This window comes from Planomonospora algeriensis (assembly GCF_977012225.1).
On sequence record NZ_CDRNDK010000018.1, the window covers coordinates 1 to 12,999 of the forward strand.

General features: G+C 70.7%; 12 protein-coding genes, 1 tRNA gene and 2 pseudogenes. 4 read left to right on the forward strand and 11 right to left on the reverse strand.

Features of this window, described 5'->3' with window-relative positions; translation table 11 throughout:
- Positions 1-57 precede the first annotated feature (57 nt).
- From ACWJ6R_RS03755 to ACWJ6R_RS03770, 4 genes and pseudogenes are all read right to left on the reverse strand, one after another.
- A pseudogene (locus ACWJ6R_RS03755) lies at positions 58-890 on the reverse strand (SCO6745 family protein).
- Positions 891-997: 107 nt separating this feature from the next.
- Complete coding sequence (locus tag ACWJ6R_RS03760) at positions 998-1,738, reverse strand: SAM-dependent methyltransferase (protein WP_449060841.1); 741 nt, start codon at positions 1,736-1,738, stop codon at positions 998-1,000.
- Positions 1,739-1,778: 40 nt separating this feature from the next.
- Positions 1,779-2,738, reverse strand: coding sequence for a diacylglycerol/lipid kinase family protein (locus ACWJ6R_RS03765; protein WP_449060842.1), 960 nt, complete (start codon positions 2,736-2,738; stop codon positions 1,779-1,781).
- A gap of 134 nt (positions 2,739-2,872) precedes the next feature.
- Complete coding sequence (locus ACWJ6R_RS03770; RefSeq protein WP_449060843.1) at positions 2,873-3,019, reverse strand: hypothetical protein; 147 nt, start codon at positions 3,017-3,019, stop codon at positions 2,873-2,875.
- Between the two features lie 539 nt (positions 3,020-3,558).
- On the opposite strand from ACWJ6R_RS03770, the gene ACWJ6R_RS03775 reads away from it, so the two are divergent.
- Both ACWJ6R_RS03775 and ACWJ6R_RS03780 read left to right on the forward strand, forming a co-directional pair.
- Complete coding sequence (locus ACWJ6R_RS03775) at positions 3,559-4,971, forward strand: non-reducing end alpha-L-arabinofuranosidase family hydrolase (RefSeq protein ID WP_449060869.1); 1,413 nt, start codon at positions 3,559-3,561, stop codon at positions 4,969-4,971.
- Positions 4,972-4,995: 24 nt separating this feature from the next.
- Positions 4,996-5,265 carry a ricin-type beta-trefoil lectin domain protein gene (locus ACWJ6R_RS03780; RefSeq protein WP_449060844.1) on the forward strand — a complete coding sequence of 90 codons (270 nt, stop codon included), beginning with the start codon at positions 4,996-4,998 and terminating at the stop codon, positions 5,263-5,265.
- 47 nt (positions 5,266-5,312) lie between these two features.
- Here the strand turns inward: ACWJ6R_RS03780 and ACWJ6R_RS03785 are convergent, their stop codons facing one another.
- From ACWJ6R_RS03785 to ACWJ6R_RS03795, 3 genes are all read right to left on the reverse strand, one after another.
- Positions 5,313-6,671, reverse strand: a complete 1,359-nt coding sequence (locus tag ACWJ6R_RS03785; RefSeq protein WP_449060845.1) for an extracellular catalytic domain type 1 short-chain-length polyhydroxyalkanoate depolymerase — start codon at positions 6,669-6,671, stop codon at positions 5,313-5,315.
- A gap of 11 nt (positions 6,672-6,682) precedes the next feature.
- Positions 6,683-8,089: an endo-1,4-beta-xylanase gene (locus ACWJ6R_RS03790; protein WP_449060846.1), complete on the reverse strand. Its 1,407-nt coding sequence runs from the start codon at positions 8,087-8,089 to the stop codon at positions 6,683-6,685.
- A gap of 815 nt (positions 8,090-8,904) precedes the next feature.
- Positions 8,905-8,977 (reverse strand) — tRNA-Ala (locus ACWJ6R_RS03795).
- A 111-nt stretch (positions 8,978-9,088) separates the two neighbouring features.
- On the opposite strand from ACWJ6R_RS03795, the pseudogene ACWJ6R_RS03800 reads away from it, so the two are divergent.
- Positions 9,089-9,205: pseudogene (locus tag ACWJ6R_RS03800) on the forward strand (sigma factor-like helix-turn-helix DNA-binding protein); the annotation flags it as partial.
- 356 nt (positions 9,206-9,561) lie between these two features.
- Here the strand turns inward: ACWJ6R_RS03800 and ACWJ6R_RS03805 are convergent.
- The 4 genes from ACWJ6R_RS03805 to ACWJ6R_RS03820 form a co-directional block, all read right to left on the reverse strand.
- Positions 9,562-10,791 carry a CynX/NimT family MFS transporter gene (locus ACWJ6R_RS03805; RefSeq protein ID WP_449060847.1) on the reverse strand — a complete coding sequence of 410 codons (1,230 nt, stop codon included), beginning with the start codon at positions 10,789-10,791 and terminating at the stop codon, positions 9,562-9,564.
- Positions 10,792-11,010: 219 nt separating this feature from the next.
- Entirely contained in the window at positions 11,011-11,532 is a 522-nt protein-coding gene (locus ACWJ6R_RS03810) for an SRPBCC family protein (protein WP_449060848.1), read from the reverse strand.
- A gap of 60 nt (positions 11,533-11,592) precedes the next feature.
- Positions 11,593-12,021 carry a hypothetical protein gene (locus ACWJ6R_RS03815; RefSeq protein WP_449060849.1) on the reverse strand — a complete coding sequence of 143 codons (429 nt, stop codon included), beginning with the start codon at positions 12,019-12,021 and terminating at the stop codon, positions 11,593-11,595.
- The gene (locus tag ACWJ6R_RS03820; protein ID WP_068898861.1) at positions 12,018-12,380 is read right to left on the reverse strand and encodes a hypothetical protein; all 363 of its coding nucleotides are present in this window, start codon (positions 12,378-12,380) and stop codon (positions 12,018-12,020) included. Before ACWJ6R_RS03820 ends, ACWJ6R_RS03815 begins: the two co-directional genes overlap by 4 nt.
- An 87-nt stretch (positions 12,381-12,467) precedes the next feature.
- Here ACWJ6R_RS03820 and ACWJ6R_RS03825 point away from each other — a divergent pair, with 87 nt between their 5' ends.
- Positions 12,468-12,965 (forward strand): DUF523 domain-containing protein, encoded by a 498-nt coding sequence (locus ACWJ6R_RS03825; protein ID WP_449060870.1) that lies wholly within the window; start codon positions 12,468-12,470, stop codon positions 12,963-12,965.
- Positions 12,966-12,999 lie beyond the last annotated feature (34 nt).

Below are 12,999 nucleotides of genomic sequence, written 5' to 3' on the forward strand. Positions count from 1 at the left end.
CGGGACCGCCCCCGCACCGCTCCGGGCGGGCGCGCCGGACACGGCGGCCGAGCCGGGTCAGCCGCCGATGTTGAGCAGGCCCGCGTCGACCACCCGGCGGCCGAAGGGCCGGGCCAGCTCGGCCAGGCGGGCGAGCTCGCCGTCGGAGAGCGCGGCGTAGGCGGGAAGGGCCAGTTCGTCGGTGCGGTCCTCGATCCGCTGCCGCAGGGCCCGGCCCTCCCTGGTGAGCTCGTCTCCGGTCAGCAGCCCCCGCTCGCGCAGCGACTCCTCCGCTGCCAGCCACTCCTCCGCGGGCCAGGCCCGGCTGACCTTCAGGAAGATCGTCGGGGTGGTCCCGGCGGCACCGTGCAGGACCAGGGCCTCCAGCGGCCCGACCCCCTCGGCGAGCAGGGCCGCCACGTGCCCGTCGCCGCGGAACTCACGCAGCAGGGTCTGGGCGTGCCACAGCTCCAGCAGCGGATCGGACGGCCACGGCAGCGTGGCGTGCGCGGCGAACAGCGGACGGCCCTGGGGGTGCTCGCAGGCGCGTTCCGCGGCCCGCCGGGCCAGCGCGGTCGTCTCGGCGAGGCCGGGGACCTCGTGGACCCGCCCCGGCGCAGCGCGGCGCCGGCCGCCTCGTAGCGCGCCTCGATCATCCGGGCCGGGGTCACGACGTCCCAGGCGGCCGGGAGCGCCTTGCGCACGAGCTCGGGGCAGAAGTTGTAGAAGGTCGCGATGACCAGCTCCGGCGAGGCGGCGCCGAACGCCGCCGAGCGGGAGGCGAAGTAGCCCGCCTGGGCGTCGAGCCCCAGGGCGGCGTAGCGTTCGGCGGCCTCGGGGACGAAGTAGATCATCCCGTGGACGGGCTCCAGGCGGCGCCAGGACTGCCGGGCGAGCTGGACGTCGGTCATCGTGCCTCCAGGAGTCGGCGGAGCAGGCCGTTCCGGCCGGAGTCGCACGGGCACCCCCTGGACCGACCGGCCGGTATGCAGAACCTATTCCTACCCGCCGGTAACCGTCAACGGCGGCGCAGCACGAAGACGCCCCATCCCAGGTACCGCCTGCCGTACTCGATGTGGGACCGGCGGCAGCGCTCCAGGAACGCGTGCATCTCCCCGGCGTCGGGATCCCCGGGGTTGGCGCGGAGCCAGTCGCTCACCGTCCACCACTGACTCGCCACGTAGCGGTCCCAGCTGTCGCCGTCGGCCAGGACCATCTCCAGCACCTCCGTCCCGGCCGCCTCGAAGCGGTCGAACGTCCCGGCCAGCGAGGTGAAGTCCTCCGGCCCGAAGCCGAACGCCCCGTACGCCTCGGCGGGCGGCTCGTCGGTCCAGTACGGCTCACCGACGAGGAGGATCCCGTCCTCCGCGAGCGCGGGGAGCATGAGCTTGACCGTGCCCTCCACACCTCCCCCGATCCAGGTCGCCCCCAGGCACGACACGATGTCGTAGGAGCCCGGCTCGGCCCGGTAGGCCCCGGCGTCCCCCTTCTCGAACCGCACCCGGCCGGCCGCCCCGAGCTCCACCGCCCGTTCGTGCGCCGCGTCCAGGAAGACCTCGCTGATGTCGACGCCCGTCCCCTCGATCCCGTGCTCCAGGGCCCAGGTGCAGAGCATCTCGCCCTTCCCGCAGCACAGGTCGAGCAGGCGCATGCCGTGCCGGAGCCGGGCCACCTTCCCGAGCAGCGCCAGCTTCTCCTCGGTGAACGGGTTCAGGATGCGGTGACCGCCCTCGGCGATCTCATGGAAGCGCAGTGACATGCCCGCCATGCTGCCCGCTCGCGGCGCCGGGCCCAACCGGTTATCCGCCGCCCGCCGCGCGGAGCCGGCGGTCGGGGACGCGGGCGACGGTCACTCCGGCGCGTCCGGCTCGGGAACCCGCAGGGTGAGCCCGCCGGGCACGACCTCGGCCCTGAGCTCGGTGACCGTCCCCTTGGCGCCGCCGTCCAGCTCGTAGGTCATCGGCGCGCCGAGCTTGACGGTGATCGCCCCGGCCGGTCATGCGGACGAAGGGCGAGGAGTCGGAGCGGCCCACGCTCATCCGGCCGAGCGTGCGGGCCCACTGGACAGGGCCCTTGGCGGTGGTCACGCCGATCTCCAGCCAGCCGTCGTCCGGCCGCGCGTCGTCGAAGGCCTCGATGCCGCCGGTGATCGTGCCGACGTTGCCGAACAGCACGCAGCTGGCCTCGCCCTCGAACCACTTCGTCCCATCGACCTTGATCTTCATCGGGACCAGCTCGCCCCGGACGTGCCGGAGACCGGTCCAGAAGTAGGCCGCCCGGCCCATCCGGTCCTTCAGCCCCCGGTCCGCATCTTTGATCATCTCGGCGTCGAAGCCGACACCGGCCATGACCGCGAAGTGCTCGCCGTTGACCTTGCCCAGGTCCAGTTTCCGGTCCCGGCCGTGGAAGGCGATCCGCACCGCCTCCGGCAGGTCTTCCGGGATGCCGAGGTTCCCGGCGAACATGTTGGCCGTACCCGCCGGGATGATGCCGACGGTCACCTCGGACCCCGCGGCGGCGTCCACGCACCGCTGCACCATGCCGTCGCCGCCCCAGACCAGGAGCAGCCGGGCACCCTCCTTGAGCGCCTTCCGCACCTTCTTCGGCGCCTTCTTGCTCTTGGGCACCTCGTACCAGAGGAGCTCCTCCACCCCCTCGTCGGCGAGGAGCCTGCGCAGCTCGTCCAGTCCTCCGCCGAGCGACTTCCTCCGGTGGGCGACCACCGCGACCGTGCCGACCTCGGGCCGCTTGCGCAGCATGGCCGCCTCCTGTTGGTAACCGTCATCGGGACGGCCGACGGCTGCCCGGTTCCGGAAGATCCAAACCTCCACCGCGTGTCCCGGGCCGGCAACCGGAAACCCACGGTCACCGGCCGGCTGATTCCGTGAAACTTTCACACGTCCGAACGGTGGGGCACGAGCGCCCCGAGGACGAACATCCAGGCCGGGAGCGCACCGGAGGCGACGACCGGGTCGGCGAGGACCATGAAGCGTTGACGCCTGATCGCACGGTCGGATGTACTTCGCGGCAACGCACCCACAGGAGCACGCTGTGAGCTGGAACCAAAAATGTTAACGATAACAATTCACTGCGGACGTCACCCGCCGACCAGCCGGGGAGCGCCGGGCGCCCCTCCGTCCACAACGCCCACCACCGGTACGCGACCCGCCGGATGACGCCACGGCTTTGATGTTAGCGCTAACATCACGGTTGCCACGGCAGGCGGAAGCCGGCGCCCGCCCGGGTCCGGGCGGGCGGACCCGCTTCTCCCGCAGCACCGGCGGGACGGACACCGCCGGCCTCGGTCCGGCCTTCACGCTGGACGACGGCCTGGCGGCTCTTCACCGCCACCGCTTCAGATCTTCATCTACGCCGTCCAGGCCCTCGGCGGCGCGGTGACCGCGCGCCTCTTCGACCCGACCACCCCCTGACCCGTCCACTGTCCGGTCAGGGCACGGAACGCACCCCGACACAGAAAGGATCCCGGTCCTCTGCGGACGGCACAGCGACAAAGCCCCAACGGAATCGGAGCACGATGTGAGAATCAGACCCTTAGCCGTTCTCGCGGCCGCGGCCACGCTGCTGGTGAGCCTGTTCGTGGCCGCCCAGCCGGCGAACGCGGCCACCGTCGACACCAACGCCTGGTACGTCCTGGTCAACCGCAACAGCGGCAAGGCCCTGGACGTCTACAACCTGGCCACCAACGACGGCGCCCGCATCACCCAGTGGAGCCGCAACAACGGCACCCAGCAGCAGTGGCAGTTCGTCGACTCCGGCGGCGGCTACTACCGCATCAAGTCCCGCCACTCCGGCAAGGTGCTGGACGTCTACAACTTCTCCACCGCCAACGGCGGCTCGATCGTCCAGTGGGCCGACCTGAACGGCGCCAACCAGCAGTGGCGGCTGGCCGACAGTTCGGACGGCCACGTGAGGTTCGTCTCGCGGCACAGCAACCGGGCCCTGGAGGTGCAGGGCGCCTCCACCGCCGACGGTGCGAACATCGTCCAGTACGACGACTGGGGCGGCGCCAACCAGCAGTGGCAGCTCGTGAAGGTCGGCGGCGGCGACCCCGATCCGGGCGGCACGTGCAACCTCCCGTCGACGTACCGCTGGACGTCGACGGGCCCGCTGGCGCAGCCGAGGTCGGGCTGGGTCTCGCTCAAGGACTTCACCGTCGCCCCCTACAACGGCAGGCAGCTCGTCTACGCGACGACGCACGACACGGGCACGAGGTGGGGTTCGATGAACTTCGGCCTGTTCACCAACTGGTCGGAGATGGGCTCGGCCAGCCAGAACGCGATGAACTTCTCCGCCGTCGCGCCCTCGCTCTTCTACTTCGCCCCGAAGAACACATGGGTGCTCGCCTACCAGTGGGGCAGGACCGCCTTCTCCTACCGGACGTCGAGCGACCCCGCCAACCCGAACGGCTGGTCGTCGGAGCAGACGCTCTTCTCCGGAAGCATCTCCGGCTCCGGAACGGGCCCCATCGACCAGGCGCTCATCGGCGACGGCTCGAACATGTACCTGTTCTTCGCCGGGGACAACGGCAAGATCTACCGGGCGAGCATGCCGATCGGGAACTTCCCCGGCAGCTTCGGCACGGCCTCGACGGTGGTCATGAGCGACACGACGAACAACCTGTTCGAGGCCGTCCAGGTCTACAAGCTCCAGGGCCAGAACCGCTACCTCATGATCGTTGAGGCGATCGGCTCGCAGGGGCGCTACTTCCGCTCGTTCACGGCCACCAGCCTGAACGGTTCGTGGACACCGCAGGCCGCGACCGAGGGCAACCCCTTCGCCGGCAAGGCCAACAGCGGCGCCACCTGGACCAACGACATCAGCCACGGCGAGCTGATCCGCACCAGCGCCGATCAGACCATGACCGTCGACCCCTGCAACCTGCAGCTGCTCTACCAGGGGCGCAGCCCCAACTCCGGCGGCGACTACGGCCTGCTGCCCTACCGTCCGGGTCTGCTGACCCTGCGGCGCTGACGGCGTGACCCGGGTCCGGCTCGGGTGGAGCCGGCGCGGCGGGCTCGGTGGAAGGCCGAGCCCGCCCGGGTCGCGCAGGAACACCAGCGCCCCTACGGCGACGGCACCAGCGTGATCATCTGGGACTGCCACGGTCAGAGCGACCAGAAGTGGCGCTTCAACCCCGACGGGAGCATCACCGCCCTCGGCGCGGGCAAGTGCCTGGACGTGACCGGCAACTCCACCGCCAACGGCGTCCACCTCCAGATCTGGACGTGCAGCGGCGCCGCCAACCATCGCTGGACCCGCGTCTGACACGCCTGCGGTCCGGGCGGTCCCCAGGAGACCGCCCGGACGGTACGTCAGGCGGCGCCCAGGCTCCACTTCTGGTTGCCGCCGCCGTGGCAGGAGTAGAGCTGGAGGCGGGTGCCGTTGCCCGTCCCGGCGGCGTCCAGGCACAGCCCCGACTGCACGCCGACGATCGTCCCGTCCGGGCCGACGCGCCACTTCTGGTTGGCGCCGCCCCAGCAGGAGTAGAGCTGGATCCTGGCCCCGTTGCCCGTCCCGGCCGCGTCCAGGCACTTGCCGCCGAGAACCCGCAGCTCCTGGGACGAGGTGAGGGCCCAGCGCTGGTTGGCGCCTCCGTGGCAGTCCCAGAGCTGGGGCTGCGTGCCGTCAGCGGTGCTCGAGTTCGGCACGTCCAGGCAGCGCCCGGAGGCGACGCCCCTGATCCGGCCGTCACCGCCGGAGGTGGGGCTCGGGGTGGGTGTCGGGGTCGGTGTGGAGGTCGGTGTGGGCGTGGGACCGGTGCCGTCGAGGCCGAAGAACCGGATCGCGTGCGCGGCCATCCCGGGGTGCGGCAGGTTGTGCCCGGCTCCGCTGACGGTGTAGGCCTCGACCTGGCCGGACCCGTAGACCCTCCGCGTCCAGCTTGACTGCGGGCTGGTGGTCGAGGTGGGCGTCCGGCTCACCCCGTGCACGTCGGTCCACTGGTCGACCTCCTTCTGCAACATGCTGAAGTTCAGCACGTCGTCCGCGGTGCCGTGCCAGGCCATCAACCGGGGCCGGGGGCCGGTGTAGCCCGGGTGGGCGTTGCGGACCAGGTCGCCCCACTGCTGCGGTGCCCGGTCGTTGCAACCGGGCGGGCCGAGACAGCCGAAGGGCACACCGGCGAAGGGGGCGCCGGCCCTGAACACGTCGGGATAGGTGGCGAGCAGGTTGACGGTCTCCATCGCGCCGGAGGAGAAACCGGTGGCGAACACCCTCGCGGGGTCACCGTTGTGGCGCCGCACGACGTAGTCCACCATCGACACGATCGAGACGGGGTCGCTGCCGCCTCCGTGCCGGAGCGCTTCAGCGGACCACACGTCGAAGCAGTTCGACAGGCCGTTGGCGCTCTTGTTGGCCTGCGGATAGATGACGACGAAGCCGTACCGGTCCGCCAGGGACGCGAACTCCGTCTGTTGGTGGAACTGGGTCGCCTGGCCGTTGCAGCCGTGCATCGCCACCAGGATGCCGGGACGCGCGGCCACGTTGTCGGGGACGTAGAGGTGCATCTGGATGTTGCCGGGGTTCGCTCCGAAGTCGCCGATCCGGGTCAACGTCGCCGCCCTCGCCTTGGGCGCCGCGGCGACGAGACCGGCCAGGACGGTGATCAGCGCAGCGACCACTGCGGTGACCACCGTCCCGGCCCCGATCGGCACCGGCTGGTGCCGTTTCATGATCTGACCTCTCAGCCCCGGTTCCAGGCCCACTTCTGGTTGCTGCCGCCCCAGCAGGAGTAGGTCTGCAGCAGGGCGCCGTTAGCGGTGCCGGCGGCGTCGAGGCACTGGCCCGACTGGACGTTCACGATCGAGCCGTCCGAGTTGACGCGCCACTTCTGGTTGTCGCCGCCCCAGCAGGAGTAGATCTGCACCTTGGCGCCGTTACCGGAGCCGGCGGCATCCAGGCACTTGTTGCCGTAGACGCGGATCTCCTGTGCGGACGTGTAGGACCACCGCTGGTTGGAGTTGGAGTGGCAGTCCCACAGCTGGACCTGCGTGCCGTCGGTCGTCGTGGCGCTCGGCACGTCCACGCACCGCCCGGATGCCGTGCCCCGGATCTGTCCCGCGCCACCGGGGTCCTGCGTGGGCGTCACGGTCGGCGTGGCCGTGGGGTCCGGACCCGGGCCCGCGTTGTTGAGGGCGTTCAGGACGGAGTTGTACGCGGCCTTCTTGTTGCCGTTGCTGTCGAAGAGCAGCGGGCTGGTGTTGGCGCCGAGCCAGGAGTCGCTGTCGCGGACCCCCCAGACCGTGATGCCGGTACAGCGCGGCACCGCCAGGCAGTCGTTGACGACGTTGGCGTACGTGGTGGCCGAGCCGCCCTGGATGTCCAGCTCGGTGATCTGCACGTCGACGCCCAGGTCCGCGAAGCGCTGGATGGTCGTGCGGTAGTTGCTGTTGTAGGGGCTGTCGTTGTTGAAGTGCGACTGCAGGCCGACGCAGTCGATCGGCACGCCGCGCTGCTTGAAGTCGCGGACCATGTTGTAGACGCCCTGGGTCTTGGCCCAGTTCCAGTTGTCGATGTTGTAGTCGTTGTAGCAGAGCTTGGCGGCCGGGTCGGCGGCCCGCGCGGTGCGGAAGGCCACCTCGATCCAGTCGTTGCCGGTGCTCTGCAGGTTGGAGCTGCGCCGGCCACCGGAGTTGCCGTCGGCGTAGGCCTCGTTGACGACGTCCCAGGCGTAGATCTTGCCCTTGTAGTGCCCCATCACGCCGTTGATGTGGTTGATCATCGCCTGGCGGAGGCTGCTGCCGGAGAGCGCCCGCATCCACTCCGGCTGCTGGGAGTGCCAGGCGAGCGTGTGACCGCGCACCCGCTTGCCGTTCTGCACCGCCCAGTTGTAGACCCGGTCGCCGGCGCTGAAGTTGAACTGGCCCCGGTTGGGCTCCGTGGCGTCGATCTTCATCTCGTTCTCGGCAGTGATCATGCCGAACTCGCGGTTCGCGATCGAGGTGTACGTCGAGTCGCCCAGCTTGCCGTTGGCGATGGCCGTACCGAAGTACCGGCCGCTCTGCTGAGCGGCGGCGTGCAGCGTGTTCTCCGCCGCGTTCGCGGGAGCTGACACCGTCAGCGCCGCGCCGACGATGCCCACGGCACCCACGGCGCCCACGATCTTACGGAGAGTGCTGGAACGTTTGTACGCGGATGAAGGTGAAGACTTCATACCCATGCCTGACTCCACACTGAAATCACGAGAAGAGGGATATGCGGGAACCCGGCGAACGACGCCGCGCTCCGGACCGGAGGCGCACACCACGATGGCGTCATGACCGGCGGCCCTCGCCGATCACCACATCAGACAGGGCCGACCGCCTCGGAGATCAGTGTGGAAACGCAACCGAAATATGTCAACACCTCGGCGAAATTTTCGGGACGACCGAACCGGAGGCGAGGCCCAACAATCGGCGTCATGGAGTCACAACAGGCCCCATGCAGAACAAGATGACAGAAGCCTGGCGATACCGATGGTGAAACTTTCACGATTCGATCGCAAGTTGCGGAGCCGAAGGTGGGCCGTACAGGTGGGCGACAGCCACCCGACGGAGCCGGCCCTGAACCGCCGTCCCTTGACGGCGACCCGGGCCGCTGTGTTTACTCGCCGCCATCACCACCAAGACACAGGGGTGTCGAAGGAGGGCTGCACGCATCATGTTAGCGCTAACATGGGTCCCCGCCCATGGGATGCGCAAGGCCGCCAAGCCTGGGTGACACCACGCGCCCGGGTCTCTCCCCGCCGCCGCTCCGCCTCCACCCGGAAGGCGGAGCGGCCGGGCGAGCCGAAAGGGACGGCGCCTTCTCTCGGATTCGGATCCCCGCGTCATGCGGGGGAGCCGAAACGCCGAGATCCCGCCCGATCGAGGTGATCGGGCGGGATCTCGGCGACTTCCCTCAGGCCGTCTCGAGAACGGCCCCGAGTGGAGCTATGGGGATTCGAACCCCAGACCTCCTCCATGCCATGGAGGCGCGCTACCAGCTGCGCCATAGCCCCTTGCGATGCAGAGAAATACTAGCCCACTCCGGTCCCCCCTCGCGCCACCGTTCCCCCGGCGGGGAGGATCTTCCCCGCCGTGTCACGCGCGGGCGCCCGTGATACGTCTGTGTACTCGAGACGCTGTCCCCCCTGGAGCGGGCGGTGTTCGTGCTCAGGGAGGCGTTCGGCCTGCCGTACGCGGAGATCGGCGAGGCGGTCGGCCGTACGCGTGAACGGCGCCCCCGCGGCCGTGGTGGCCGCCGGGGGACGGCCCATCTCCGTACTCTCCCTGCTCGTCCGGGACGGCCTGCCGGAGGGCGGACCCGTGATCGTCGCCACCTCCCTGGACGCGGCCGGGAACCTGCTCGGGGACGGGTCGCTGCGCTGGGAGAGCGGCCGGGCGGTCCTGCTCGACCTCGGTCTCGTCAGGAGCCCGCGGGACGCCTTGGCGTCTGGCTGGCGGGCGACTCGGTCGCGGCCCCCGGAGAGGCCGGGCCCGCACATCTCGCGTGCCGTCCGCCGCTCCGAGACCGCTGGAGACGGTGCGGGCCGCGGCCTGCGCCGCCCCCGAGGAGGCGCAGGCCGCGGCCGGGCGGGAGAGGTCAGCGGGCCGAGGCCCGCTCGTCCTCCAGGTAGCGGGCGCGGCCGGCGTACCAGCCCGCGGCGAGCTGCACGGTGACCACCGCGAGCAGGAGCAGGAAGGGGAGCGTCCAGCCTCCGGTCGCCTCGTGCATCACACCGACGACCAGGGGGCCCGCACCCGCGATGAGGTATCCGGCGCTCTGCCCGAAGGCGGACAGCGCGGCGGTGGCCTCGGGGGTGCGGGTGCGCAGGGCGAGCATGGTCAGCGCGAGCGGGAAGGACCCCATCCCGATGCCGACCAGGACGGCGAAGATCCAGGCCAGGGCGGCCGGAGCCAGCCAGAGGCCGAGGAAGCCGGCCAGGTAGAAGGCGACGAACGCCGCCACCGCCGGCCGCTGGTCGGCGAACCTGGAGGCGAGCGAGGGCGTGATCATCGAGACCGGGATGCCGATCGCGGTGAAGACGCCCAGCACCAGCCCCGCCTGCCCCGAGGTGTAGCCGCCGTCGACCAGGATCTGGGGCAGGAAGCCGAACATGATGTAGGCCACCATGCTCTGGGTGCCGAAGTAGGCGGTGACCGACCAGGCCAGCCTGCTGCGGAGCAGCGTGCGCAGGCCGAGGCGGCCGGCGCCGGTGTCCTTGTCCGGTTCGCTGCGCAGCAGGACGAGCCATGGCAGGGCGGCGACGGCGGCCAGCGCCCCCCATACGCCGAGCGCGAGATGCCAGTTGCCGTCGGCGGCCCGCTCGATCGGCACGGTCGCCGCGGCGGCGAGCATGGTGCCGACCGCGAGCGCGGTGGTGTAGACCGTGGTCATGGTCCCGGCCCTGCCGGGGAAATGGCGTTTGATCAGCGTGGGGATGAGCACGTTGCCCACCGCGCCGCCGGACAGCGCCAGCGCGCTGCTGAACAGGAAGAGCTCGGCGGAGGCCGCCAGCGCGCGGATCACCAGGCCGGTTCCGAGCGCGAGGAGGGCGAGCAGCAGCAGCCGGTGCTCGCCCGTCCTGCGGGCCAGGGCCGGGGTCGCCGCGCCGACGGTGGCGAAGATGAGCACCGGGAGGGTGGTGAGCAGCCCGATTCCGGCGCCGGACATGCCGAGGCCGGCCGAGATCTCGTCCAGGACCGGGCCGACGCTGGTGACCGCGGTGCGCAGGTTCAGTGCGGCGAGGACGATTCCCAGCACGAGCAGCCAGGTCAGAGATCCTGCCGCCTCCCCTGTGCGGCCCCGGGTCTCCTGGGTGAGCACGCTCATGCGGGTTCGGTCCTCCCGATTCAGATCAAAAATTCATGGGATGATTGGCTGACTCCAACTGTAACAGGACCGAAATTCACATTTGTTCCTGACAATGCAGATCCCTGACACCATGGAAGCCCGGGCCCCTCTCTTCTGACAGAGAGGAACCCGGGCTCCTTCGTTCGGCTCAGCGCCCCTTCGGCGTCCTCAGGGACGCCCGGAGGCCCGCGGAGGCCGTCAGAGGCCCTGGCCCGGCGTGGTCGGCGGCAGGCCGCCGCCGAGCAGCGGGTCGGCGCCGCGGTCCTGCGGACCCGGAACGTCCCCGCGCCACGCGCCGGTCTCGGCGCCGCGCGACTCGATGAACGCCTTGAAGCGTTCCAGGTCGCCCTTGACCCGGACCCGGACGATCTGGAGCCAGTCGCCGACCGTCTCGACGAAGCCCTCCGGGTCGTACTCCATCTGGAGCGTGACCCGGGTGGTGTCCGGGGTCAGGTGATGGAAGGTCACCACGCCCGCCTGGTGCGGCCGGTCGACGGACTTCCAGGCCACCCGCTCGTCGGGGTGCTGCTCGGTGATCTCCGCCTCGAACTCGCGGCGGACGCCGGCGATCTCCACGATCCACGCCGTCCGGGTGTCGCCCAGCTGCTTGACCGACTCGACGCCTTCCATGAACTCGGGAAAGCTCTCGAACTGCGTCCACTGGTTGTACGCCGTGCGGATCGGCACGTTCACGTCGATGGACTGTTCGATCGTGCTCACAGTCTGCCTCCCTTGTTTGCGGTTGGGGAGGCTGGACTGCCCAGCGGCGCTCCGGGCTAACTACTTACGGCGAGAAAGCCAATAAAGACCCAGGACAGGAAGGACGAGCGGGATGAAAACGTAACCGCTCCCGAAACCTGACCAGACCGTTGCCTTCGGGAACGCCTCCGGATCCACCAGGCTCAGCGTGCCCACGATCAGCACCCCGGCCAGCTCGATGCCGCACGCCGTCAGCGCCAGGCGGCGCATCCCCCGGCCCAGTGCCACGGCCAGCAGGAGGTAGACCGCCGCGGCGAAGGCCGACAGCGTGTAGGCCAGCGGAGCCTCGCCGAACTGCCGTGAGATCTGCACCGCCGCCCGTGCTCCGGCGGCCAGCGCGAAGACCCCGTAGACCGCGACCAGTACCCGGCCCGGCCCGGCGCCCGTCGCGTGCCCGCCGTCCACCGCCCGGCTCTCCTCTGCCCGGCTCTCCTGTCCGCGTCCGGTCATCCCATCCCCTGCCAGATCTGCAGCATCCGTCCGACCATGCCGGGGATCGCGAAACCCGCGACCGCGATCACCGCGGGACCCCAGCGGGAGCGCTCGCCCACGCCCCAGAACGCGGCGACCGGAGGGATCACCACGGTGCCCGCCGTGTAGCCGATCAGCGTGGCCGTGTCGGCCGGGCCCTCTCCCCCGACCAGCGCGGCGACCACGAATCCGGCCTGGACGAGCAGGCCGACCTCGAGCACGCCCAGCGCGACGAGGAGCACGGTGCCCATCGACTTGTTCAGCGCGGTCGTCAGCAGGCTCACCAGCGCGATCACCAGCGCGAACACGATCAGACCGGTGGCGAGCGGCCCGATCATCGGAACACCCTGAGGTTTGCGGACATGGCAGACAGGGTACTGCCCGCCTGCCCCGCCCTCCGATCCGAGGCGCGTACGCTGGAGGGCGTGGAGATGATCCTGGTCAGCGCCTGCCTGATGGGACGGAAGGTCCGCTACGACGGAGCCGCCAAGACGAGTGGTGACGCCCTGCTGGCCCAGTGGCGGCAGGAGGGACGGCTCGTCCCGTTCTGCCCGGAGGTCTCCGGCGGGCTGCCCGTCCCCCGCCCGGCCGCGGAGATCTCCGGCGGGGCCGGAGGGGCGGCCGTGCTCGCGGGCACCGCCAGGGTGCTGGCCGCCGACGGGACGGACGTCACCGAGGAGTTCCTCGCGGGGGCCCGGGCCGCGCTGACCGCGGTGAGATCGGCGGGCGCCCGGATCGCGGTCCTGAAGGAGGGCAGCCCCTCCTGCGGGAGCCTGGCCGTCTACGACGGCGCCTTCCGCGGCCGCCTGCTTCCGGGCCGGGGCGTCACCACCGCGCTGCTGGAGGAGCACGGCGTGGCGGTCTTCGGCGAGGACCGCATCGCCGACGCCGCCGTACGGCTCCGCGAACTCGAACAGCGGTGACCTCCGGGCGGTGATCCGGCGGCGTGATCCTCCG

Bases quoted from the DNA above. Each gene is read 5' to 3' on its own strand.
- ACWJ6R_RS03815 (WP_449060849.1), bottom strand. From the start codon at position 12,021: ATGACCGGACGCGGACAGGAGAGCCGGGCAGAGGAGAGCCGGGCGGTG.
- ACWJ6R_RS03820 (WP_068898861.1), bottom strand. From the start codon at position 12,380: ATGATCGGGCCGCTCGCCACCGGTCTGATCGTGTTCGCGCTGGTGATC.
- ACWJ6R_RS03785 (WP_449060845.1), bottom strand. From the start codon at position 6,671: ATGAAACGGCACCAGCCGGTGCCGATCGGGGCCGGGACGGTGGTCACC.
- ACWJ6R_RS03765 (WP_449060842.1), bottom strand. From the start codon at position 2,738: ATGCTGCGCAAGCGGCCCGAGGTCGGCACGGTCGCGGTGGTCGCCCAC.
- ACWJ6R_RS03805 (WP_449060847.1), bottom strand. From the start codon at position 10,791: ATGAGCGTGCTCACCCAGGAGACCCGGGGCCGCACAGGGGAGGCGGCA.
- ACWJ6R_RS03760 (WP_449060841.1), bottom strand. From the start codon at position 1,738: ATGTCACTGCGCTTCCATGAGATCGCCGAGGGCGGTCACCGCATCCTG.